Raw genomic sequence first — 24,281 nt, 5'->3', positions numbered from 1 at the left:
CTTCGCGAGAGGCCCGAAAAAAATATACTCTTGGCAGCAGCCATAAGACTGAACTAAAACGATGCCAGGTGGAGAAAAGCAGCAGGTTGGCGATTAACAGCAACAAGGCGTGCACAGGGTGGCATTGAAAAAAATCCCCAACGGGGATTTCCTCAAAGTACTTTTTGGGGCCTGATACCAGGAGTGAACCGCTCTTTATTCTCTATAAAGAGCTTATTACTTCCAAAAGAAAGCCCAGAGCCTTTTGGGATAGTGCAAAGCTGTGGGCTAATAAGTGGGGTGGGGCAAAGGGTGGTATGGCTTTTATAACAGTAAGTGAAGTTTACATTACTAGCAACGAGAATTGAGCGGAGGATCATTAGAGACCGGAAAATTCTCACAACAAACTAAACTATGGACACTTCAGTCGCAGATCTAAAACAAAAGGTCGATCATTTCAATCCAGAACACAAAGAAGGGAAAGTGGCCAAGGCCATTGAAGAGCAAACCTCCAAGATACCCTCAGATACCTTTCTGTGGGCCGCACTGGGCGCCATGGGCGTATCGCTGACGCTGAAACTTCTCCGGAAAGACGAAGAGGCGTTGTTTGTGGGCCAATGGCCCGCTCCTTTTCTGCTCCTGGGTATTTATAACAAGCTGGTGAAGCAGGAAGGCCACGACTCAAAAAGCTAATTGCCGGTAGCTGTACGTAAGTACTGATACCCCAAAAGAGGAAGCGTAAGCCTCCTCTTTTTTTTGTGCCCAAGTACCTACAAAGTACCCCTACCGCCAGGCCAGTGAGCGGGTCTTGCCGTGCTCGGCCAAGTTGCCTGCGAAGGCATGGAGCGTGAGGTCCACCCCCTGTTTTCCAAACTTCGCCGTGAGCCAGCCCACGGGCTGGTCGTCGGCAAAGTTGTAGCCCACGGCCGGCTGGTTGATCAGGTGCAGGCCGTCCAGGGTGTCGTAGTGGTAGCGGTGCGAATGCCCGTAAAAGAGTGCTTTCACTTTTTGGTGGGGCTTGATGATCTCCAGCAGCCGCTCCACGTCCAGCAGGGAGCTGTCGTCGTCGGTGAGGGTGTGGTGCACAAAAAGCACCGTCGGCTTGGCGTCGGAGCTACGCAGGAACGTATCCAGCCAGGTACGTTGGCCCTTGCCCAGCAGGCCGGGCGTTTTGTTCACGTACAGTAGCGAATCCAGCAAAATAAAGCGCGTAGCGGGCTGCTCTACCACCAGCACGTGCCGGTCTTTGACGGCCTGAAGCTCCTGGCTGGGCGGAAACGCCTGGTGAAAATGGGCGCGGTCGTCGTGGTTGCCGAGGGTCATGTACACGGGTTTCTTGTCGGCAATGGGGGCCAGCAGGCGGGCTACCTGGGCGTAGTCGCCCGCTTCGCCGGTGAGTCGGGCTACGTCGCCGTTGATGAGCACGGCGTCGGGCTGGGCGGCCAGTACCTGCGGCACTGCTTTCTGGAGATTTTGGTGCGGAAAAAAGCCCCGGTACTGGTTCTGGGGATCTTCCGCAATGTGAATATCCGAGAGCAGCGCCCAGCGGGTTTCGTCGGCGCTTTGGGCCTGTACCCACGAAGTGCCCAGGCCGTAGGCCGTAAGTACCCCGGCGGCCTGGGCGGTGGTTTTGAGGAAGGAGCGGCGGTTTTGGGTATGGTAAAGTCCGGGCATAGCGAAGGTTGGTTTTGAGGGGTACTTTGGAAGAGTAAGTATAGAAAATGTTTCGTTGAGAAAGTACCTTCCGGATAAAAAATAACAGTTACGTAACGAACTTCCGGTTTCTATTTCGCCTCATTAAGATCTAATCGCCTGCTCAACCGGGCCGTGTGTGATCCCACTGGGGGCAGGGTACTTTGGAATGAGGTTATGGTCTATATACGTTCAACTGGGATTTGAAGACAACAGCGACATTCCTACCGAACCCCAAAACCCCGCTGGCATCAAGGTACTTTGGGGATCTTTTTTTTCACTAGAAACTGTATGCTTGTTGTTGTAAACTTGGTACTATGTAAATTATAATTTACATTTGGTGCTGTATACTTAACATCCTTATTCTGATGAAAACAAATAGCCAATCATTGATCTCCTGGTTCAGAGGAAGCTTTTACGTGGGTATGGTCTTTACCCTATTTGCCTTGGGAGCCTTGGTTTTTGAGATAATCAAGCATGGAAACTGGTTTGTTGAAAGCCTAGTCGGCCATTTGGCCCTGGGTTTGTTGTTCCTTTATTTTTCGGGAAAGCCCATGATCGACGAACGGATTCGGTACCTGAAGTTCAAAGCACTCACGCTTGGATTCGTCATTACCTGCCTGGCGGGGTCTATCATAAATTACCTAGTAACGTACCCCGATGGAAATCAAGAAAAGGCCGTATCATCCTATTGGTTTGCCTTGGTTTGTCTGCTTATTGCCTTTATCAGTTTTGGGGTTCTTAAGTCCAGAGAATGAAAAATCTTATTAAAGTGGAACGGGCCAGAAATGACTTGTCGCAAGCGGCCTTAGCAGAAAAAGTGAATGTGACCCGACAAACGATCCATGCCATTGAAAACGGGCGATTTGTGCCTTCAACGGCCTTGTCACTAAAAATCGCCTCGGTACTTAAGATCAAGGTGGACGATCTTTTTGAACTGGAAGAATCTGACTGGAACTGAGTTATTTCAGTATCCAGGGCAATGACGGGTACTTATGCAAGTACCCGAAACCACAAAGTGGAGTGATTGGCAACACGAATTATAAGATGGATAAGTCAGGGTTAAGGTACCCTGAAGGGTACGTTGCCTCACCGCCATCCTTCGCTACGGACGCTTCACGCCCATCACGATGCCCGTAGCCCATACCTGGCGGGTGAGCCACAGGTCGGGGCGCTGGTCCAGCGCGCGGAGGAGCCGGGTGGCCTTTTCGGCGTGGCCTTCGGGCCAGTTGGGCTGAGGCAGCATGTCGTCGATGAGGTACAGGCCACCGGGTTTGAGCATCGCCAGGGCTTCGTCCAATAGCAGGTACTTGCCGTGCCAGGTATCGGCAAAAATATAGTCGAAACGCTCGTGAAGATTCTCTTCAAACCACGCGCCGCCGTCGGCCTCGATCAGCGTGAGGCGCGGGTCGTGGCCCAGGTAGGTACGGGCGATGGCCAGGTACTCGGGAGCATTATCCACCGAAGTAAGGGTAGCGGCGGCATCCATGCCGTCCAAAATCCAGGACGTAGACAGACCTGTGCCGGTACCTAGCTCAAGCAAGCGACCACCCGGCTTGGTAGCGGCCAGCGTGCGCAGCAGCGAACCGGTGAGGGCGTCGGACGCCATACTGAAGTCGGCTTGCCGGGTAGCTTCTTCGATGAGGGCATAAGCGGCAGGAAAGCGGGCGATTTCGGTGTTCATGAAAAAGAGAAAATTAGAGAAGAGAAGAGTACCAGGTACCCAGGGCTGCTAAGGGGTACTTGGGCTGTATGAAAGGTACCTTCGTCATACGATTGGTTAAAGCAGGGGTAGGTAAATGTAAAAAGTCGCCCCACTACCTTCCTCGCTTTGGGCCAGGATGTAGCCGTGGTGATTCTCGACAATTTTCTTACAAAGAGCCAGGCCGATCCCCGTACCGGCGTAGGTTTGTTTGTCGTGCAGGCGCTGAAAAATGGTAAAGATTTGGTCGGCGTATTGCGCATCGAACCCGATGCCGTTGTCCCGAAACACCAGCTCGAGGTACTTGTCGTCCGGCTGCGCGTCCGTGGGAATGCGGATCTGAGCGGCGGAAAGAAAACGGGCCGTAATACGAATGAAAGGCTCTTTTTGCGAAAATTTAAGCGCATTGCCAATCAGGTTTGAAAAGAGCTGGTTGAGTTGCAACGGAATTCCCTTCACCACGGGCAGCGGGTCGCTCTGGATCACCGCTCTTTTTTCCAGAATTTGTAATTCAAAGTTATCCCGAATGTTTTCAAGTACCTGATTCAGATCGGTATACTCGAAGCTTTGGCCATTCATGGAAAGGCGGCTGTAGTTCAGTACGGAGCGGATCAACTCCTCCATGCGGCGGGCCGAGTCGTTGATCTTGGGGAGGTACTTCATGGCCGTGCCGCTGTGGGTGACGTTCTGCTGAATAATATCCGCGAAAGTCTGAATTTTGCGAAGCGGTTCCTGCAAGTCGTGCGAAGCGATGTACGCGAATTGTTCCAGCTCGTGGTTTGATTTTTTGAGAAGGATGTTAATTTCTTTCAGCTCGCGCGTTCTTTCTTCCACCATTTTTTCGAGCCGGTCCGACTGCATTTTTTGCTCGTTGATGTCCATCGCCGTACCGTGCATCCGGATGGGTACCTGATTGGCATCGAAGACGATCTTGCCGTTCAACCTCACCCAGTGGCTGGTGTGGTCGGGCCAGAGGATGCGGGCTTCGTACAGCAGCATTCCCGTTTTGAGGGCTTCTTCGTGGGCTTTGGTTCGTGCTGCCTGATCATCGGGATGAACCCGGTTGCGAAAATCGTTGCGGTTGAGCGGCTGGGTAGGGTCCATACCAAAGATGCGGGCAAAGCGGTCTGAATAGATGAGCTCGTCCGTAATCATGTTCAGGTCGTAGGTACCCATTTCGGCGGCTTCGATGGCCAGCTTTTGCCGGGCTTCGCTCTCTTCTACCTCTTTTTTGGCTTTCACCAGATCCGTTACTTCGTTGGAAACCGCCATGATGGCTGTCACATTCCCGGCATCGTCGTACAGAGGTTCCAGCGCAAAGCTGACAAAAACTTCCTCGGTCTTCTTACGGCGGGACAAGTGGAGATTGTACTCCGAGCCAAAAAAACGCTGGCCGGTAGTAAATACTTTTTTCAGAATAGCTTCTACGCCCTGTTCTTTCAATTCCGGAAGTACCTCGAAAAGGGGCTTGTTCATGACCTGGTAGGCCGATTGCCCCCAGAACTCCAGCAGCTTGTTATTGGCTACCTCAATGATAAAATCGGCCCCGCGGTAGATGCCCATCGCTACCGGGGCCTGCATGATCAGGGTCCGGATTAGCTGGTCATTTTCTACTATATTTTTGGGTTTTTCTTCAAGGGTTTTCAGCCTACCCAGCGCCGCCGCGATGGGTCTGGCGGCCATATCCAAAAAGAGCCGGTATTCTTCATCCAACGCCAGCCGGGGGTTTATACCGGCAATCAGGCAACCCAGCGCTTGCGGCTGGTCCGGCACCAGCAGGGGAAGCAGCAAGGCTCGGCTGGGCACCGGGCCCGGCGGAAGTACCGTCAGCTCCGGCGGAAGGTCGAAAAGAAGGGATTTTCCATTCATCCCAAAAACCTCGGAGAGGGGCCAGGTACCTGAGTCGCTCCGCAGCGGGATCGTTTCGGGCAGAGCCGCGTGGTTTTTATCGGCAAAGCCACTGTGCGCCAGAAGCCGCGCTGGGGACACGGGGTCCGGCTGGCTGTACAAAATCAGAAAGGGGAAATCCTGGGGATTTTTGGAAAGCACGTCCATCAACCGGGCCCCAACGGCTTCGGCCGTAGGTAGCATCGAAGCGTCAACCCGGGCCACAGCGGCCAACGTACCAAACCGACGCTGACTAAGTACCTGACGGGTGGTTTCGTGGAAAGTACAGTAAACGCCTCCGGTACGGGTGCCGTCGTCGACGGGAATAGGGCTGAACGAAAGCGTGAAGTAGCACTCCTCCGGAAAGCCCTGGCGGTTCAGAAGTACCGGCTGCGCGGTGATAGATGCGGGGATTCCGGTGTCGCGTACCCGCTCCATGCCGGGGCTCAGTTGCTCCCAGAGTGCGGGCTGGGTACCTATTACCGACTGGCAGGCGTCATTATAAAATAAGATCAGGTCCGTACCCCAGGCCAGCGCCATGGGTTGGTCCGAGCCTAGCATCCGGGCCAGGGCAGTTTTCAGGCTTTGCGGCCAGTGAGCGGGTTCTCCTAGTGGGGTGGAAGCCCAGTCGTACGCGTGGGGTACGAAGCTCGTTTCCCAACCATCCTGAAGGAAAAACTCTCTAGTCATGACGGGCCTGACAGCTACTAATTCTGAAATAGTTTAGACAAAGTACTGGTAAGCGCCCCGATGGTAGAGGGTTTCACGATAAAGTCGGCGGCGCCTAATTGCCTTGTTTGGGCAATGGCGCTGGGGTCGGCGGAGGTCGAGTACATGTATATAGGGATATGCTTCAGGCGGTCTATCTTTTTTATTTCTTCCAGGCACTGCACACCCTTCATGCGGGGCATGTTCATGTCAATAAAAATAAAATGCGGGATAAAGGCCTGATCCAGATTGAGCTTTTCCAGCGCCTGGACGCCGTCGTTGGCACATTCACAGGTGACGGCGTTGTAGGCATCCTGCAAGGCCATGGAAAAAATTTCCTGGTCGTCTAAGTCATCATCTATGAGAAAGCAGCGGATAGGTAGTTCCATAGCAAACAAAGCAAATAGGAATTTGGGTTTGCGAAATTGGGCAGCAAAATCGTAAAAAAATCAATACTCACAACGGAGTTCCGACTGTTCCAATCGGCACGGTGTACAAAATACTCAAAAAGCCTTTTGTGGAACACTGCATCCACAAACGAGCTATCAAATATACTACTCTTCTTGATATGTAGATAAGTACCCGACTGAAATAGCAGAAAGCGTGTACTTATCTATAACGATTTTAAGTACCCGCCCCAGCCGGTACCGGCCGAAAGAACCTCACTGGGCTCGCCAGAAGGGCTGTTCTATTGCATTTGGTGCTTGTGCAAGGCCGAGTCCGGTTTGTTGGTGATGATAAATTGCCGTACCTCTCCTTTTTCCCAGGCGTTGGCGGCAGGGTCGGGCTTGGGCATGGGTATGTCCGCCCGGTTCTGCCGGGTTTCTTCGGTCGATACCTTGAAACGCGCGTCGCGCTCCTGGACCAGGTGGGGGTGAATTTGCCCGTCTTTGGTGAAGCCCATCATGATCATCGGTGAGCCGATCGGCAGGTTGCGCTCCTGGTCGGTGTGCCAGGTATGGATGGTCTTTCCGTAGGTAGTTACGAGTTTTTCCATAAGCTCATGCTCGGCTACTTTGGGAATGCCCGGCGCAATCAGCAGGCCGGATTTGACCTCGTAGGCGTGGCTGTGCCAGAGTTTTTTTTCTTCGGCGGATAATTGGTCAAACATCCTTTTGGTCACGATGTACTCAATGCCCATGATCTTGGCGTCGTCGCCGTTGCCGTCCAGGATCAGCGCCTGGTACACGTCTTCGTTGAGCTGCATTACGTAGTGGTGGGCTTCCATTTGGGCGTTGGGGTTGCCGTTGTAGAAATGAAAGCCGTCCAGGTAGGTGTTGAATTTTTTCAACGGCGACTTATCCTGCATCAGGTCCGCACCTGTACTCAAGAGTTTATCCTTAGCGGTTTTTTCGTCGCCGGGTGCTTCTACGTTCGACGACGTATTACTCCCCCCGCAGCCCGCCAGCACAAGAGCGATCCCGACATAGCCGATCAGTACGTGTATCGTTTTCATAAAAGTACCTGTTTCGTTTATTTAGGTTGTATAAAATTGATGCCTAACAAAAACAAAACGCGTCGGGTACTTCGGGAAGGCCTGCCAGCAGAACCCGCCCAACGGCAAAAAGGTACTTATTTCTACCGAATGTTCAGGGTAGTACCAATGCGGAAGCCAAGCCCCTGATAACCCACGCCAGCCTGCGTGCCGGGCCGGAAGTTGGCCACGCCTTCGATCCGGAAGAGCCGCAGCAGTCCGTCGATTCCGTAGACTACTTCCGTGTAGGCACCTACCGGCTGGGGCGTAAACAGCGCGTGCGTTTGCAGCGTTTCTTTCAGGCCCAGCAGCCGCAGCGCCGGGATGCGGGTAATCAGAAAACGCTGCGACGACCATACCACGTGCAGCTGGGCAAAACGCTTGGCGGTACTGTATTGGTAGTAGGGCAGCATCCGGAACTGGGTGGTAGGATTGCCGGTCAGGAAAAAGAACTCATTGCCCATGAAGTGGCGGTAGTCCGGAAAGTAGAGCGAGCGGGCGCGAAGGAAAGCCCCCGCATTCAGGGCGTAGGAAAGCTCACTCCGCGGACCGAGGTTTTGGTTGTAAGTACCTCCAAGCTGGAGGAAATCGTAGTCGACGGGGTTGAGTCCAACGGGAATGCCCTTGCGGTAGTTGAACTGAAACGTCGGGCCGCTGGCGGAGCGGTAGTAGCGTTTTTGGCCGTTGCGGATCACGTACCGCTGCCAGGGGCGCAGGTTGGCCGTGAGCTCGATCGTCAGGGCGTTGTGGTTGGGAAAGCCCGTGTTAGGTACCTCTAGGGTAGCGGGGCGGTTGGGCGTGAAGGCGCGGTTTTGCCAGTCTATATAGGGACGCGGATTTTCCAGGTTGCTGAGCTCGCTGCGGTAGGCGTATTCTAAGCTGCCCGTCAGGCTCAGCACGTCGCCGAGGTACCGGTAGGTATAGTCGGTACGGAGGAATTGCTTCTGGTAGATCTTCATGAAATTCTGCTCGAAAAAGAGCGTCGTGAGGCTGTTCAGGCCCGGCGGGATGGGGTTGTTCGGATTGAACTGGTACACGTACTCGCCGCCTTCCAGCTGCCAGAGCCACTTGCGCGTAGCGAGCTGCGTGCGCAAGGTACCACTCAGCCGCTCGCGCCCGAAGGCGTACCTCCCCAGGGGCCGCAGGCTGAAGCGGTGGTCTTTGCCCCAGCGCTTGGTCCAGTCCAGGGCCAGGTCGAAGGCGTAACCCTCCACGGTATTGTAGACCAGCGATTGCAGCGGACTTTCGTAGGACAGGGTACTTCGGGTACCTAGCTTGTAGCCGTGCCCCGTGAGCAGGTGCAGCGGCTTGAAGCGCGTGGAGTCCTGCCGGATGCTGTCTTTGCGGGCTTGCTCCTGCCGAAGTACCTTCACGCTGTCCTGGAGCTGGTAGCTTTTTACCTCCAGCTGCGTGAGTGGTACGGGGCGGAGGGTTTCCCAGTAGGTACTATCGCGCTTATGCGCCAGCGAGTCTACCGAAATGGAGTCGTTGCGTAGTACCCGCACGTCTTCGCCCTGCTCCTTGCGCTCCTTTTTCTGGTCTTTTTCGTATTCCTTAATCAGCTTGCGAAAATTCTTCGTGGAAAACTCCTTCTGCTCTTCGATCATTTTTTCGAGCTCGGCCTTGCGGCTGGGGGCGGCCTTTTCGGGCTCTTTTTTATGGTCGTTAATTACGATGTCTTCCCGGAGGTTGGGGTCCACGTCGAGCTTAAGGTAGTTCATGGATACCACGTACTTAAACTCCCCCGCAAAGCCCAGGTACCCGCCCTTGATCCTGAACTGCTGGTTGATGGGCAGCCACACGTTCTGGATGGGATTGAACAGCTGCTTCACCTCCACGTCGAGCCCGCGGGAGGTGGTTTGGAGGTCGAAGCTGTGGATGGCCCAGCGGTCTTCCAGGATGTAGATACTCCCCCGAAACACGCCCTCGCCGTAGGCGCGCGGAATCACCCGGATCTTGTTCACGATCTCGCCCCGATCCTCAAAAAAACCTTCGTACTCAAACTTGTAGTAGGCAAAAGCCTTGGGCGAGAGCGGCGTGATGGTACCGGCTACCTCCGGGCTGTAGAAGCTCGCGAGTATGTACTCGTTGGGCGTAGGGGTACTGTTGTCGAGGCTGTTGCGGGTGGAGACGATCTTCTGGTTGTAGGTATTGGGCCGCCGGTAGCTGATGTCGGCCACGCTTTCGTTCAGGAAGGCTTTGCCCTGCTGTACACCCTCTTTTTTTAGTCGGTTTTCGAGTAAAAACGGAATTTTGGTGGGCAGGGCCGTGCTGCGCGTGTAGGCGCGGGCCGAGTAACTGCGGATCTGGAGCTGGTGAAAACGGGCCTTGGCCACGGCGCGCCGCATGACGCTGTAGGCCGGGTCTTCCTTGCCCTTCCCCACCTGGAGTTGAGCCAGGTTGAGGGCTTGTTCTTGCAGGGTAATATTCAGGTCACTAAAATCACCGCTGATCGTCACGGCCCGCGTTTCCGTTTTGAAACCCAGGTACTGAAACACGACTTCGTACTTGCCTGGTGCCAGGTTCAGCTCGTACTGCCCCTCGGCGTTGGCGAGGGTACCCGTGCTGGTCCCTTGCACCACGATGCCCGCGTAGGGGAGGGGTTCGTTTTGGGTAGTGGTAATGCGCCCCCGAATACCCTGGGCGTGGAGAGCGATGGAGCAGACACTTAAAAACAGGTACAGGGCGTAGCGCATGAAAAGCCAAACAATGGGTACTAATAACGTAAATATACCTAAAAAACGATGCGCGGGTGCGTACTGAATCGGGTACCTGGAAAAGAAACAAGGAGGCGGGTCCCTCTTGACCGTATATTTTGTGGCTCAATAAAAGTAGACCGGCCGCGTTTAACTCTTTTTGCCTCTGGGTAGGAAGCCCAACGGTATACCGTACCTATTCAATCATTCAATTTTTCGTATCATTTATCTATCTACCTATGGAAAGTAAACCTTCCCGCCGTACGGCCCTGAAAAATATGCTGGGTACTGCCGCCGCCGTCGCGGCTCCTTTTTCCCTGACGGATGCGTTGGCCGCCTCGGAGGCTGCGTTGGGGCCCAAGCTGAAAGGCAAGATCAATCACTCGGTATGCCGCTGGTGCTACGGGAAGATTCCGCTGGAAGACCTTTGCCGCGAGGCCAAGGCCATCGGCTTACAATCCATCGAGCTACAGGGCCCCAACGAGTGGCCTACCCTCAAGAAGTACGGACTCTACTGCGCGCTGCCCCAGGGAGCCGGGATGGGGATCGAAAAAGGCTTCAACAACCCGACCCTGCACGATGAGCTGGTAGCCAGCTACGAAGCAATTTTTCCCAAGCTCGTGGAAGCGGGCTATAATACCGTGATCTGCTTCTCGGGCAACCGCAACGGCATGTCTGACGAGCAAGGACTGGAAAATAGCGCCAAAGGCCTGAAACGCCTCATGGCCTCGGCCGAAAAACACAAAGTGACCATGATCATGGAACTGCTCAACAGCAAGGTCAACCACAAAGACTACATGTGCGACCACACGGCCTGGGGCGTGGCACTGTGCGAGCGGGTCGGTTCGGAGCGCTTCAAGCTGCTCTACGATATTTACCACATGCAGATCATGGAAGGCGACGTGATCGCGACCATCAAGAAGTACCACCCCTACATTGGTCACTACCATACGGGAGGCGTGCCGGGCCGCAACGAGATCGACGACACCCAGGAGCTGTACTACCCGGCCATCATGAAGGCCATCGTCGAGACGGGCTACAAAGGGTACGTAGGGCAGGAGTTTATTCCCAAACGCCCCGATGCCATCGCGTCGCTGCGCCAGGGCGTTGAAATATGTGACATCGCGTAGCCGCGGCGCGGGGGTACTTAGCCTAGTCTACAGTACAAAGGCCGAGTGAGCAGCGGGAAGTACTACACGACCCTTTGCTCACTCGGCCTCGCTTTTTTTAGAACACGCTACTTCGTTAATGATTTGTTAACCGGCTTATTCTCTTAAAGATGGTATTTTTGGGTCGAATTGGCGTAGTATGCTGTAATCAATCTATTTCAAGGCACATCTAAATCCTCCCGAAAACAATGGACTCAAGAAGAGAATTTCTGAAAAAAGCGGCGCTGCTGGCGAGCGGGGCGGGGCTGCTCCAGGCACTGCCGGCTTCTATCCAGAAGGCGATGGCCATTAATCCCCCGGCGGGAAGTACCTTTCTGGACGCCGAGCACATCGTGGTGCTGATGCAGGAAAACCGCTCCTTCGACCACTGCTACGGTACGTTGCGGGGCGTGCGGGGCTTCAACGATCCCCGCACCATCACCCTGCCCAGCGGCAACCCCGTGTGGCTGCAGACCAACGCCGAAGGACAAACCTACGCGCCTTTTCGCTTAAACATAAAGGATACCAAGGCCACCTGGATGAGCGCCCTGCCGCACTCCTGGGAAAACCAGGTGGACGCCCGCAACGACGGCCGCTACGACAAATGGCTGGACGTGAAGAAGTCGGGCAATAAAGAGTACGCCCCCCTGCCCCTCACGCTGGGCTACTACAACCGCGAAGACCTGCCCTTTTACTACGCCCTGGCTGATGCCTTCACGGTGTGCGACCAGAACTTCTGCTCCTCCCTGACGGGTACTACGCCCAACCGCCTGTACCTCTGGTCGGGGACCATCCGCGACAAACCTTCGATCACCGCCAAGGCCAACGTCCGGAACGAAGACGTCACCTACCGCCGCGAAGCCAGCTGGACTACCTTTCCCGAGCGCCTGGAGGATAATAATATTTCGTGGCGCATTTACCAAAATGAGCTAAGCCTGCCCATGGGCTTCACGGGCGAGGAGGAAGAGTGGCTGGCCAATTTTACCGACAACCCCATCGAGTGGTTTTCGCAGTACCAGGTGCGTTATTCCAAAGGGTACAATAGGTACCTGAAGCAGCAGGCGGCCCAACTACCCCAGGAAATTCTGCTGCTCGAAGCCAAGCTGAAAAACCTGACGGGGCCGGAAGCCGAAGCGGTCCAAAAAGAGCTGAATACCAAGCGGGTACTTTTAACCACCGCCCAAAGCGAGCTGGAAAAATGGAACGAGCAGCGCTTTGCGAAGCTGAGCCAGCGCGAGAAAAACCTGCACGAAAAAGCTTTCACGACCAACATCGGCGACCCGCACTACCACGAGGTCGAGACCGTCACCTACCGCGACGGCGCCACCGAGCGCGAAATGAAAGTACCCAAGGGTGATATTCTGTACCAGTTTCGGGAAGATGTCAATAACGGCAAGCTTCCGACGATCTCGTGGGTGGTGGCCCCGGAAAACTTCTCCGACCACCCCGGCGCACCCTGGTACGGTGCCTGGTACATTTCGGAGGTCATGGATATTCTCACCAAAGATCCCGAGGTATGGAAGAAAACCATTTTTATCGTGGCCTACGACGAAAATGACGGGTACTTTGACCACGTGCCGCCCTTCGTGGCCCCTCACCCCGACCGCCCCGACACGGGGGCCGTTACGGCGGGGATCGACCCCAGCGTGGAGCACGTTACGATGGAGCAGGAGCTGAAGCGCGAAAGCGCCAACGCCCAGAAACAAGCCCGAACGGGAACCATCGGGCTGGGCTACCGGGTACCTTTGCTCATCGCCTCGCCCTGGAGCCGGGGTGGGTACGTCAACTCGGAGGTCTTTGACCATACGTCCGTTCTGCAGTTCATGGAGATTTTCCTGAGCCACAAAACGGGCAAAAAAATCGAGGAGCCCAACATCAGCGCCTGGCGACGTACGGTCTGCGGCGACTTGACGTCGGTCTTCCGGCCCTACCAGGGCGAAAAAATCGAGCTGCCCGCTTTTCCCGAAAAGGAAACTTTTTTGGAAGGGGTGCATAAGGCGAAGTTCAAAGAACTACCCTCGGGCTTCAAGCAGCTTACGCCCGCCGAGATCGAGCAGATCCGGCAAAACCCCACCGCGCTGGGGGTACTTCCCCGGCAGGAGAAAGGTACCCGTCCGTCCTGCGCGCTGCCCTACGAGCTCTACGCTGACGGCCGCCTGGGTCCCGACAAAAAAACGTTTTCCATCCAGTTGGCCGCGGCCCATGCGGTGTTTGGGAAAAAAGCGGCGGGCTCGCCCTTCCACGTCTACGCGCCCGGCCAGTACCAGGGCCAGATGGTGAAGGCCTGGTCGTATGCGGTGGAAGCCGGACAGCAACTGACAGGTACCTGGCCCCTGGCCGACTTTGACGCGGGCAAGTACCACCTGCAAGTGTACGGACCCAACGGTTTTTTCCGGGAATTCAAAGGGCAAAGTACCGATCCGGCCCTGGAGGTAGCTTGTGCCTACGAAGCTGCCAAAGGCAAGAAAGGTACCTTGAGCGGCAACGTGGAGCTGAAGCTGAAAAATACCGAAGGCCAGCGCGCACTCTCCTTGGAGCTGCTCGACCATATGACTAAAAAAACGCTGTCTATCAAAGTACTCGCTGGGAAGACTACCACCGTACCGCTGGAAGCCAGTAAGCAGTTTGGCTGGTACGATTTCTCCCTGAAGGTACCCGGAGCCGAAGGCTACCAGCGCCGCTGGGCCGGCCGGGTAGAGACGGGTCAGGAAAGCCAGAGCGATCCGGTCATGGGTGGGCTTATCAGTTAATAAAACTACATGAAGTACCCCGGCTCGTGAGAGTGCTTACGAGCCGGGGTACTTCATCCAGAAAATCAAGGTGCCGTATTTTTTAGCTTTTCTATTTGCTGGATAGTAAGCCCCGTTGTCTCAGCAATGATGTCGGCATCTATTCCCATTTTAATCAAATTCTTGGCTACTTTCTCTATTGCTTCAAGTCTTCCTTTCTCAATTCCCTCTAAAACACCTTCTTCCCGAGCGGTATCCAACGAGTTTTTCAAATCGCGGTAGTACTTCAAGCTGTCCTCGTAGGAGCGGATTTGATCCGGGGTGAATTCTTCGCCGAATAATTCCTTAAATCGCTGCAGCAATCCGTCCGTAGTCAGTAAAAGGCCGGTGCCATTAATGTAGCGCTCTACGAATTCTGCCATGGGTTGCTGTTTTATACCCAAAGATACTGGTTTTTACCCCACATGAGTCATGGGTTAGTACAGATTTCTAGCCGCTATTCCACCTTACTCTCGGCGGCGAATAGCTCCTGCGGCAGCTGCCCAGCACTATCCCCATCCACGAAGAGCGTGGCGTTCGGGTGTTTGCGCAGGATCGTCGAAGGGTACTTTTCGGAGATGTCGTCCAGCAGCGTGTGGCCAATGGCGGCGGCTTTGTGGGTACCTGGTACCATGCAGTAGAGGTAGGTACCTTGCGTCAGGGCCGGTACGGTGAGCGTGAGGGCGTGCGTAGGTACCTGCGCCAGGCTTTCAAAGCAGCCGTCGTGTACCTGCTGCTGGCGGCTAGCTTCGTCCAGCGCTACTTGCTTTACCAGTACTTCGTCCTGAAAGTCCGCCACGTGCGGGTCATTGAAAGCAATGTGGCAGTTTTCGCCAATGCCCATGCACACCAGGTCGGTGGGGTACTGCCGCAGCAACGCCGCGTACCGTTCGCACTCGGCTTGCGGATCGGGTGCGTTGCCGTCGAGGTAATGCACGGCCCGCAGAGGTACTTTGTCAAACAACTTCACCCGCAGAAAATTCCCGAAGTTTTGGGGTGCGTCGGCGGGCAGGCCGATGTACTCGTCCATGTGGAAGGCGGTTACGCGGTTCCAGGGTAGGCTTGTGTCGGCGGCCAGCGCGTCCAGGAATTCATTCTGCGAAGGGGCCGACGCAAAGATGATGTTCAGGGTACTTTTTTTATCCAAAAGTTGGCGGATCTTTTCGGCGACCAACCGGGCGGCCTGGCGACCAAGCTGGGCGCGGGAGTCAAAAATCTGAACGTTCAGCTTGTCTACAATTACTTCTCTCATCGGATTGAAATTAGAACAAAAAAATATAGGTTTTTTACGTTAAAAGCGCGTGAAGTACCCTAGCGTTGGGTACCCCCGGAAGGGGTACTTTCGAATACTATTTTGCCCCGCACCAGGGTACTTTGAATGTTGATCTCTGCATCAAAAATAACCACGTCGGCATCCTTCCCGACGGTCAGGGAGCCTTTCTGTTTTTCCACCCCCATGATCCGCGCGGGCGTGGCGGTCAGCATCTCGACGGCCTCCGGCAGGGGTACTTCGGCGAGCTGAATCATGCTGCGAATGAGCTGGTTGGCGGTGGCCACGCTCCCGGCAAAGGCGGTGCGGTCGGGTAGTTTGGCTACGCCGTCTTCCACAATGACTTTCAGGCCATTCTTGAGCGAGCCCAGGGTACTTTCGCCGGGCGGCATTCCGGCGGCCCGCATGGCGTCGGTGATGAGGGCAATGCGGCTGGGGCCTTTGATTTTATAGACCAGCTTCAGCAGCGGCGCGGGCAGGTGGATGCCATCGGCGATGATTTCCACGTCCATGCCGTCGATCAAAAAGGCACTCTCCACGGCTCCGGCGTAGCGGTAGGCGTGGCGGCGCGTCACGCCCAGCATGCCTGAGTACAGGTGCGTAGCCAGGTTGTAGCCGTTTTCGTAGGCCTCAAGTACCTCCTCGTACACGGCCTCGGTATGGGCCAGGGCGGCCACAATGCCCCGTTCCCGGAGGCACCGCCCAAACTCCAGCGCGCCCTCAAGCTCGGGTGCGGCGCTCCAGCGCGCTATGGACGCCGACCGGGCAAGTACCTCCAGGTACTCGGCCGGGTCGGGGTTGCGGATGTAGCGCGGGTCTTGGGCACCGCGCTGGCTCATGGCGAAGTAGGGGCCTTCCAGGTGCATGCCCAGAAACTGCGCGCCCCGGTGGTTGTGGCGGTGCGCCTGCTCGTAGAGCTCCAGCGTGTGCAGCAGGTCCTTTTTTTCGCTGGTAAGCGTCGTCGGTACCAGGGCGGTAGTGCCGTAGCGGGCGTGGGTTTCGGCAATGGCCAGGAAAGCTTCCTCGGTACCATCCATGAAGTCGTGGCCGCCGCCGCCGTGCACGTGGATGTCAATAAAGCCGGGGGCCACGAAGTACCCCTTCGCGTCGATCTCGAGCGCATCGCTCACGTCCAGGTCTGTTTCGCTTACCGCCACTATTTTCCCGTTTTCGATCAGCAGTGTGCCGTTCGGGATGCGGCGGTAGGGCGTGAGCAGGGTGCCGTTGTGTATTTTAATTTTCATAGTAAGGTCAATCAAACGTGGGTTTTCTTAGCCAAAAAGGAGTACCCACGAAGTAGCGAGTACCTTGGGCGTAACGCCGCGGCTCGTCAAACCTGGGCCAGGCCCGGAACCGGTACGGGGTAGTTTCCGGAGGCATCGGGCATCACGGGCGGATTGGCGTCCCAGGCGAAGCGCTCGGGCAGGATACTGATCTCCGAGTTCAACGCCTTTTCCCACTCAATGACTTGCCCCGAGTGCCCCGCCATGCGGCCCATGATGCTGGCCAGGGTACTTTTGGCGCCCCATTCGGTATCGTTGATGGGCTGGCGGGAGCGGATACTTTCAAACAGCTTGTCATGCTCAATCTGGTAGGGATTCAGGGTACTTCGGGTATCTTTTTTCCAGATAAAATTCCCCTTGTGATCTTTGAGGCCGGTGTGGAAATCACCCGTTCCTTTACTACCCAAAAACTGCACCCCGCGCTTGCCCGAGGTGCCGTCCACGTGGCGTACCTGGCTGTGCAGCAGGCTACCGTCGGCGTATTCGTATTCGGTATAAAAGTGGTCGAAGATATCGCCGTGCTCGGGGCCTTTCAGGGCCGAGCGTCCGCCCACGCCCTGGGCCTTGACGGGGTACCCCTTCTTGACCCAATTCACGATGTCGTCGTGGTGGATTTGCAGGCCCGCCGGGGAGCCCGCCCACAGCCAGTTGAAATGCCGCCAGTTGCGCATTTGGTATTCCATCTCGGTTTGGCCGGGCTGACGCGCCACGAGCTTCACCCGCCCGATGAGGTAGTAACTATTGGCCGAAATCAGATCCCCGATGGCCCCTTCCTGCAAGAGCCGGACAAACTCCTGGTTCTGCGGATCGTAGCGGTACTGGAGGCCGACTACCACGGATAAGTTTTTCTTTTTGGCCACTTCGCCCGTGGCCAGAATCCGCCGGATGCCGGGGCCGTCCGAGGCCAGCGGTTTTTCCATAAATACGTGCTTATTGGCCGCCACGGCCGCCTCGAAGTGGTCGGGGCGGAAAGGAGCGGGCGTGGCCAGCAGCACCACGTCGGCCAGTTTTATGGCTTCCTGGTAGGCGTCGAACCCCACGAATTTATGTTTTTCCGGGACGTCGATCTGGTCCTGCAGCTTGGGCTGTTTGGTTAAATGAAAGTAGGCTTCGTCGAGCTGGTCGCGGAAGGCATCGGCCATCGCCACCAGCTTCACCTTTTTGGAGGTACTTAGGGCCTGTGCGGCGGCCCCCGCGCCACGTCCCCCGCAGCCGATCAGGGCTACTTTAAGTACCTCATCCTGCGAGTGGGTGGTGCCCAGGCCCGAGGAGGAAGGGCTGATCATGAACCCGCCTAAGGCCACGGAAGAGCTTTTCAGGAATTCTCGTCTGGAGGTGGAAAGTACCTCCGGGTTGGTGGAATGTTGGTTCATAATGGGTACTTGGGTTTTGAGAAAATACACTATAAAGTAAGGGGGTTGTCACGACTAGGTGGCCTTCCAGGTTTTGATCCGGTGGCCAATGAAGGCATAAAAAACCAGGTACAGGTAGCAGGGGAAAAGTACCCAGTAGGCCGTCCGGACGTCGTAGAGGTCGGCGAAGTGGCCGTAGAAAAGCGGCAGAATGGCGTTGCCACACAGCCCCATGATCAGCAGCGACGCGCCCAGCTTGGTGAAGCGCCCCAGCCCGTCCAGGGCCAGCGGCCAAATGCCCGCCCACACCAGCGAATTGGCCAGACCCAACAGTACCACAAACCAGATGGAGAGATCGGCCCGATGCCCCAGGAACTGCACCGTACCGCTGGCAAAAATAATGAGGAGCGTAAACAAAGTACCCAGCAAGGTACATACCCGCAGGGCGTTGGCCTGGCTGATGAACCGCGGAATGGTGGCAATGCCGATCAGGTACCCGCAGATGGTCACGAAGAGCGTGTAGGAGGGAAATACCTTGGCTTCGAGCAGGCTGATGCCCATCGAGTTGGCGTAACCAATGATGGTGTCGATGGCGATGACCTGGGTACCTACGTGCAGGAAAATCGCCACCGCGCCCAGGATCAGGTGCGGAAACTGGAAAATGCTGCTTTTGCCGGCGTTGGCCGAAGCTACTTCGGGGCTTTCGTGCTCGGTGTTGATTTCGGGCAGCGGCGAGCGGTAAACCAGGTACCCCAGCACCAGCAGGAAAGTACCTACCGTGGCGTAGGGCGGGATCACCCGCCGGATGAGCTCGTCCAGGGCGGCGCTGCGCGCGGTGTCGGTCATGGTACCTAGCTGCGCAAAGAGGTCGGTGTCGGTGGGGCGCAGAATCACGGCCGCAAACACGATGGGCGAGAGGATTCCGGCGGCTTTATTACAAATACCCATGATGCTGATCCGCTGCGCGGCGCGCTCCTTAGGCCCCAAGATGGTGATGTACGGGTTGGCGGCGGTTTGCAAAATGGCCAGCCCGATGCCGATGGTGAAGAGCCCCATCAGGAAGATCTCGTAGGTGCGGGTGAGGGCGGCCGGTACGAAAATAAAAGCGCCCAGCGCCATGGCCCAGAAACCCACCATCATGCCTTTTTTGAATCCGACGCTCTTCAGCAAATACGAAGCCGGTACCGACATGACGAAGTAGGCGATGTAAAACGCAAAGGCCACCAGGTACGACTGGAAGCTGGTCAGTTCGCAGGCGATCTTGAAGTAGGGGATCAGGATGGCGTTGACCCAGGACACAAAGCCGAAAATAAAAAATAACAGCCCGATGATGAGGATAGAAATGGTCGTATCGCTCTTGCTGAGGCTGCCGACTTCGATCGTGGCGGAGGTATTTGTTTTCATAGAGACACGAGGCATGAGGTACCCGATCCGCTACCCAGGGTAGTTCGGGTGGTTAAAAGATGAGGAAGAGGTCAGGAGCCGGAAAAACCGAATTGTACGGCTCCTTTCTTAAGTTAAGTGCAGGAACGGGAAGTACCTTATACGGTAGGCTCCCAGCCTTTCTGGTACTCGCGCTTCCAGAGTTTCTCGGCCTCCTTATTATTTTTAATATGTCCGTTTTTGGGGTCGATGTCGAGCATGCCGCCGCTGCGGAAGGCGATGTTCCCCAGCTGGCAGAGCAGGGTACTTTGGTGCCCACTTACGATGTCAGAATTCAGCGCCGTGCCTTTTTTGATGGCGTCGAAAAAATTCTGAATGTGGATGGCATCCAGCGCCTGCGACGGATTCATGCGGTCGCGCGGGTCGATGGTAAGGTCGTTCTTGACGTCTTTGACCAGCTTATTCTCCAGATCAAAAACCTTGTAGGCGTTGCCCGGCAAGATTTGCAGTGAGCCTTTTTCGCCGTAAAAAACCACCCCCACGCTCTCGCCCTCGATGGTGCGGCCGTTGCAGCTGCGGCCCTCCCAGCTCATGCCGGTGTTGTTGGCAAACTCCAGGTTGATCACCTGGGTGTCGGGCGTTTCCCAGTCGTCCTTATAGTGGTAGCGCCCGCCCGAGGAAGTTACTTTGGTAGGGTACTCCACGCCAAGGCCCCAGCGCATGAGGTCCAGCATGTGGGTGCCGTTGTTGAGGGCCTCGCCGGTGCCCCAGTTCCAGAACCAGTGCCAGTTGTAGTGCACCACATTGTCTTTGTAAGCCTGGCGCGGCGCGGGCCCTTGCCACAGCTCGTAGTCGAGCCAGGAGGGCACGGCGGCGGCTTTGCCGGTACCGATCGAGGCGCGGTTGTTGGTGTACCAGCCCTTGGCAAAGTAGGGCCGACCGATGGACCCGTTCCGGACCTCCTGCACGCCCGCCGCCACGTTAGGCCACGACCGGCGCTGGTTGCCCATCTGGATCACGTTCTTGTACTTTTTAGCAGCGGCTACCAACAGTTCGCCTTCGTGGGGGTTGTGGCTGCACGGCTTTTCCAGGTACACGTGCTTGCCTGCCTTCGACGCCAACAGCGCCGCCGGGGCGTGCCAGTGGTCCGGGGCGGCTACTACCAGTGCGTCCAGGTCTTTGTCTTCGAGGGCCTTCCGGAAATCCGGCTGGTTTTTGGGCTTCGACTTCTGGTTTTCTTCCACCTTCGCCACGCACTTCTCGGCGGCGCGCGAGTCTACGTCCGAGATGCTCACCACCTGGCAGTTGGGCTGCAACGAAAAGTTACTGGCCAGCGCCAGGCCGCGGCTGTTGACGCCCATCACGCCCACCCGTACTTTTTCGTTGGCCCCCAGGATGTTGGCGTAGCTTTTGGGGCTGAATCCGGGCAGGATACCGCCCAAGGAGAGGGCCGCTGAACCTACTACGGTTTTTTTGATAAAATCCCGGCGGGAGTTAGGAGAAGAATTGGTTTGGTTGTCCATAGTTCGAGTGGGGTTTCCCATTTATAACCGTTTGATTCTGATGTTTCTGTAATAAACCTGGTCGCCGTGGTCGGTGAGCATGATGTGGCCGCGGTCGGCCAGGGCGTAGTCGGGGTAGTCTTTGAATTTGGTGGCTGCTACTTTCTTCTTAAACTCCTCGGTACCCCGCGTGTAGGCGGTGATTTTTACGCCGTTGAGCCAGTGTTCGGCCTGTTTGCCCCGCACCACAAGCCGGGCTTTGTTCCACTGCCCGGCGGGTTTTAGCTTTTTGCCCTGGGGCGCATACAACAGGTAGGCCGCGCCGGTGGAGGAAGTACCGCTGGGGTCGGGCTTGATCTCCGGGTGGTTGTAGTCGTCGATGATCTGGTACTCGATGCCCATCGGCGAGTCCTTGTTGGTTTTGGCGTTACGAATCGAGCTCACCTGGTACTTGATTCCGCTGTTGGCGGCTTCCGTGAGGTTAAATTCCCACTCCAGCTCAAAATTATCGTACTGCTGGCGCGTTAGGATATCCCCTCCCCGCTGGCCTTTTTTCATGACCAAAGTACCCTTTTCAACCAGCCAGGCTTCCGAAGGTGCGCTCTCGTCCGTGGCTTTTCGCCATTGATCCAAATTTTTTCCGTCAAAAAGTACCTCCCATTTTTCGGCGGCGGGAGCAAGGTACCCCCGGGAAGGCGATGCGTCGGCGGGAAGTACCCGACTGGTACCCGGAAAGACAACGGGCCAGAGCGCCAGCACAAAACTTAAAACAACAGCGTAAGCAGGCATGAGCATACAGATTTTGAGGGACAGGGTTAGGTCATTTTGAACCGACAATAAAGAAATAAGGCAAAACCGGGTACGTACCCGAAATTTACAAAATTAGTTTGGAATACAAAACTATTGCCTTGCTACCAGCGAAAATTCCTCCGTGAGGACGAAATATTGATACTACCTAAAGTACCCTACAGCGGGCTATTTACTCAGGGTACTTGTTTTCCGGATTCGGGCCGGAATTTATCTTACCGAAAAAGAGCATCCGGGTTTTATGGATTACGGGACTGGATTTTAAGATCGGTGTCAAAGCGCGTGTAGTGGTGGTAGTCGCCGCTCATCCACAGCACATGCACCTGGTTGGCGGGAGCGTGGGCTACCACGTAGGGCCGCACGTTGTTTTTGGTGGAGCCTGAGGTGAGGGCTACGCGGTGCCAGGCCTTCTTCTTTTTCTTCTCCCAGCGCTCGATCTCGAAAGTACCCTCTACTGGCCGCGAAAGGTATACCTGGCGTACGTCAGCCGGGTTCAGCACCAGTCCGCCCGAGTAGTGCGGCTCCCGGGTTTGGCCGCTGGCGGGGGTGATGGGCATCCAGCCCCCGGCTTGGGCAAGTTCTTCATCGACCCACTTCCGGCCGTTCCAGCGGGCGTAGTGGTAGCGGTGGTCGGTTTCGGACGGGAAGCGGTTGTAGACCACCACGGGGCGGTTTTTTGCGTCGAGCGCTACGTCCCAAATCCAGGCGCGCTGGCCGGTCGTGGTAGCGTCGTAGACCTTATTGATGTTTCCGTGCTGTAGCGGTAGCTCCTCCCAGGTACCTATCCGCTCGCCGTTGGTTTGGTGAAAAGTACCTTTTTGGTAGTAGGCGTGGTACACCGAGTTGGTCTCCTCCCGGGAAGGGTGGCCGTCGGTAAAGATAAAATCAATGCGGTCCTGGTGGTTGGAGGTGACTTTGAGGTAGGGGCGGTGGGCGTTGCTCAGGCCCCGGCTGTCGATGAGGGGGCGTTCGTCGGCCCAGGTACTTCCGCCGTCGTTGCTGTACGAAAAGGAAGGACGCCAGTCGCTTCCGCGCCAGAACAGGTAGATGCGGTTGTTTTCTTTTTCCAATAGCACCGGGTGCGAGTAAGAAACCCGGTTGCCGAAGGGAAGTACCCGCTCGTCGTCCCAGGCGCTGATGTCGCCCGGTTTTTTACTTTTTCGCAGGAAGAATTTTCCGTTGTGTTCGGTATAAAAAGCCAGCAGGTGGCCGTCGGGCAGGATGAGGATAGACGGAACGTTGTGGTCGTCGATCTGGAGCTGCTCGTGCAGCACGCAGGTAGTTGTTTGGCCGGAGGCGGTGGTGCGGGCGCTGATGAGCACGTCGCCGCGGCTATTGATGTAGCCAAAGTACAGGGTACCCTGGTGGTACACGGCCCGCGGGTCAGAAAACCAGCACCAGGCGGCGTCGGTGGCGGCGGTTTCGGTGGTAGCCGGTCCTTGGGCCCAGGCTATTGGGCTAGTACCCACGGCGGTCAGGACCAAAGAGGACCAAACGAGGAGCCAGTTTAAAGATGCGTTTTTGAAAACAGGATGATGCATTGCGCAGGGGTCAATCGTATAAAGGAAACAAAGGTACCTATACCCGCTCGTCTTCCAGCTCTAGGCTTCAGTTTTTAGGTAGCATGGGAAAAAAGCGCCGGATCTCCTCGTCGCTGAGCTTACGGCCGTACTCACAGATTTCAAACGACTCCACGTGCGTCACCTTAGCGGCCTGGCTGGGGCCGTACCATTTTTCGAGCGACTTCCGCGCCTCGGCCGAGATCCGGCCTTCCGGGGTGCGGCGGGCCTTCAGCCATTTTTTTCGTTCCTCGGCACCAGCCGGTACCGACGTGTCGCGTTCGGTCCAGGGAAGCCATTCGTATACCTGCGACACGTGCGCGTCCAGCAACGCTACTTTTTTATCCACCACGGGACTGATGTCGATCACGACGTCGGGCCGGAACGGATTGGGGCGTTGAAAACCATCTTCCAGGTAGAGGAAAAGCGGATTTTTCTCCAGTGGCGGTACACTACTCAGGATGTTCGGCACAATGACCAGGTAAGCCGCGTCCTGCACCAGAATCCCCGTGTAGCGGTGGTCGGGGTGGTAGGTATTGGTGCGGTGCGAAATCACCACATCGGCCTTCCATTCCCGAATGCGGCGGATTACCTCCAGCCGGTTTTCCAGCGTCGGGAACAACTCCCCGTCGTGGTTGTCCATGACCTCGTATTCCACCCCGATGCGGCGTCCGGCTTCTTTGGCTTCCAGGGAGCGCCGCCTGGCCAATTCACCGCCGCCCATCTGCTGGTGACCTTTATCGCCGTTGGTCAACGACACAAACTTGACGGCGTGCCCTCCGGCGGCGTACAAAGCAGCTACACCACCTACCCCAAAGTCGCAGTCGTCGGGGTGGGCTCCGAACACGATTACCCGGAGCTTGGGGTCCTGGGCGTGCAGTAGGAAAGGCCCCAGGCACAGGAATAGTAAACCAAGTAGTACTTTTTTCATATGGCGGGTTTAGGAATCCACTCAAAAATGCAAATCTGTACGGCCAAATCCCTGGCAGGGTTGATACTGAAGATTTATTTTTGGGTACGTACCCGAAAGATAGAAATATCTACTAGGATAATGCACATTGCGAGAAATTA

The 24,281-nt window shown here is 56.0% G+C and carries 20 protein-coding genes; 5 read left to right on the top strand and 15 right to left on the bottom strand.

The window, feature by feature from the left end:
• Positions 1-393 precede the first annotated feature (393 nt).
• Positions 394-672, top strand: a complete 279-nt coding sequence (locus HNQ92_RS11280) for a hypothetical protein (protein ID WP_184174123.1) — start codon at positions 394-396, stop codon at positions 670-672.
• A gap of 90 nt (positions 673-762) precedes the next feature.
• Here HNQ92_RS11280 and HNQ92_RS11275 read toward each other — a convergent pair whose 3' ends face one another.
• Positions 763-1,653 carry a metallophosphoesterase family protein gene (locus HNQ92_RS11275; protein WP_184174122.1) on the bottom strand — a complete coding sequence of 297 codons (891 nt, stop codon included), beginning with the start codon at positions 1,651-1,653 and terminating at the stop codon, positions 763-765.
• A 386-nt stretch (positions 1,654-2,039) separates the two neighbouring features.
• On the opposite strand from HNQ92_RS11275, the gene HNQ92_RS11270 reads away from it, so the two are divergent.
• Together HNQ92_RS11270 and HNQ92_RS11265 are read left to right on the top strand one after the other, a co-directional pair.
• Complete coding sequence (locus HNQ92_RS11270) at positions 2,040-2,429, top strand: hypothetical protein (RefSeq protein WP_184174121.1); 390 nt, start codon at positions 2,040-2,042, stop codon at positions 2,427-2,429.
• Positions 2,426-2,632 carry a helix-turn-helix transcriptional regulator gene (locus HNQ92_RS11265; protein WP_184174120.1) on the top strand — a complete coding sequence of 69 codons (207 nt, stop codon included), beginning with the start codon at positions 2,426-2,428 and terminating at the stop codon, positions 2,630-2,632. Before HNQ92_RS11270 ends, HNQ92_RS11265 begins: the two co-directional genes overlap by 4 nt.
• A gap of 144 nt (positions 2,633-2,776) precedes the next feature.
• Here HNQ92_RS11265 and HNQ92_RS11260 read toward each other — a convergent pair whose 3' ends face one another.
• From HNQ92_RS11260 to HNQ92_RS11240, 5 genes are all read right to left on the bottom strand, one after another.
• Positions 2,777-3,355 carry an O-methyltransferase gene (locus HNQ92_RS11260; protein ID WP_184174119.1) on the bottom strand — a complete coding sequence of 193 codons (579 nt, stop codon included), beginning with the start codon at positions 3,353-3,355 and terminating at the stop codon, positions 2,777-2,779.
• Between the two features lie 96 nt (positions 3,356-3,451).
• A complete protein-coding gene (locus tag HNQ92_RS11255) occupies positions 3,452-5,950 on the bottom strand; it encodes a sensor histidine kinase (protein ID WP_184174118.1) in 2,499 nt (832 codons plus the stop codon).
• Between the two features lie 17 nt (positions 5,951-5,967).
• Positions 5,968-6,357 (bottom strand): response regulator, encoded by a 390-nt coding sequence (locus HNQ92_RS11250; RefSeq protein ID WP_184174117.1) that lies wholly within the window; start codon positions 6,355-6,357, stop codon positions 5,968-5,970.
• A 299-nt stretch (positions 6,358-6,656) separates the two neighbouring features.
• Positions 6,657-7,424: an OBAP family protein gene (locus HNQ92_RS11245; RefSeq protein ID WP_184174116.1), complete on the bottom strand. Its 768-nt coding sequence runs from the start codon at positions 7,422-7,424 to the stop codon at positions 6,657-6,659.
• A gap of 122 nt (positions 7,425-7,546) precedes the next feature.
• The gene (locus HNQ92_RS11240; RefSeq protein WP_184174115.1) at positions 7,547-10,138 is read right to left on the bottom strand and encodes a DUF5686 and carboxypeptidase regulatory-like domain-containing protein; all 2,592 of its coding nucleotides are present in this window, start codon (positions 10,136-10,138) and stop codon (positions 7,547-7,549) included.
• 239 nt (positions 10,139-10,377) lie between these two features.
• On the opposite strand from HNQ92_RS11240, the gene HNQ92_RS11235 reads away from it, so the two are divergent.
• Both HNQ92_RS11235 and HNQ92_RS11230 read left to right on the top strand, forming a co-directional pair.
• Positions 10,378-11,268: a hydroxypyruvate isomerase family protein gene (locus HNQ92_RS11235; RefSeq protein WP_184174114.1), complete on the top strand. Its 891-nt coding sequence runs from the start codon at positions 10,378-10,380 to the stop codon at positions 11,266-11,268.
• Between the two features lie 227 nt (positions 11,269-11,495).
• A complete protein-coding gene (locus HNQ92_RS11230; protein WP_184174113.1) occupies positions 11,496-14,036 on the top strand; it encodes a phosphocholine-specific phospholipase C in 2,541 nt (846 codons plus the stop codon).
• 65 nt (positions 14,037-14,101) lie between these two features.
• Here the strand turns inward: HNQ92_RS11230 and HNQ92_RS11225 are convergent, their stop codons facing one another.
• The 9 genes from HNQ92_RS11225 to HNQ92_RS11185 all read right to left on the bottom strand — a co-directional run bounded on the left by HNQ92_RS11225 (position 14,102) and on the right by HNQ92_RS11185 (position 24,141).
• Positions 14,102-14,437 carry a hypothetical protein gene (locus tag HNQ92_RS11225; RefSeq protein ID WP_184174112.1) on the bottom strand — a complete coding sequence of 112 codons (336 nt, stop codon included), beginning with the start codon at positions 14,435-14,437 and terminating at the stop codon, positions 14,102-14,104.
• A gap of 74 nt (positions 14,438-14,511) precedes the next feature.
• Positions 14,512-15,306, bottom strand: a complete 795-nt coding sequence (locus HNQ92_RS11220; protein WP_184174111.1) for a glucosamine-6-phosphate deaminase — start codon at positions 15,304-15,306, stop codon at positions 14,512-14,514.
• Between the two features lie 59 nt (positions 15,307-15,365).
• A complete protein-coding gene (gene nagA, locus HNQ92_RS11215; RefSeq protein ID WP_184174110.1) occupies positions 15,366-16,568 on the bottom strand; it encodes an N-acetylglucosamine-6-phosphate deacetylase in 1,203 nt (400 codons plus the stop codon).
• A gap of 86 nt (positions 16,569-16,654) precedes the next feature.
• Complete coding sequence (locus HNQ92_RS11210; RefSeq protein WP_184174109.1) at positions 16,655-17,980, bottom strand: Gfo/Idh/MocA family protein; 1,326 nt, start codon at positions 17,978-17,980, stop codon at positions 16,655-16,657.
• Positions 17,981-18,034: 54 nt separating this feature from the next.
• Entirely contained in the window at positions 18,035-19,363 is a 1,329-nt protein-coding gene (locus HNQ92_RS11205; RefSeq protein ID WP_184174108.1) for a sugar MFS transporter, read from the bottom strand.
• 137 nt (positions 19,364-19,500) lie between these two features.
• A complete protein-coding gene (locus tag HNQ92_RS11200; RefSeq protein WP_184174107.1) occupies positions 19,501-20,865 on the bottom strand; it encodes a Gfo/Idh/MocA family protein in 1,365 nt (454 codons plus the stop codon).
• A gap of 21 nt (positions 20,866-20,886) precedes the next feature.
• Entirely contained in the window at positions 20,887-21,633 is a 747-nt protein-coding gene (locus tag HNQ92_RS11195) for a 3-keto-disaccharide hydrolase (protein ID WP_184174106.1), read from the bottom strand.
• Positions 21,634-21,890: 257 nt separating this feature from the next.
• Positions 21,891-23,192, bottom strand: coding sequence for a BNR-4 repeat-containing protein (locus tag HNQ92_RS11190; RefSeq protein WP_184174105.1), 1,302 nt, complete (start codon positions 23,190-23,192; stop codon positions 21,891-21,893).
• Positions 23,193-23,259: 67 nt separating this feature from the next.
• Complete coding sequence (locus HNQ92_RS11185) at positions 23,260-24,141, bottom strand: PIG-L deacetylase family protein (RefSeq protein ID WP_184174104.1); 882 nt, start codon at positions 24,139-24,141, stop codon at positions 23,260-23,262.
• Positions 24,142-24,281 lie beyond the last annotated feature (140 nt).

The organism is Rhabdobacter roseus (assembly GCF_014202275.1).
GTDB classification, from domain to species: domain Bacteria; phylum Bacteroidota; class Bacteroidia; order Cytophagales; family Spirosomataceae; genus Rhabdobacter; species Rhabdobacter roseus.
This window is presented reverse-complemented; position numbering and strand designations above follow the sequence as displayed.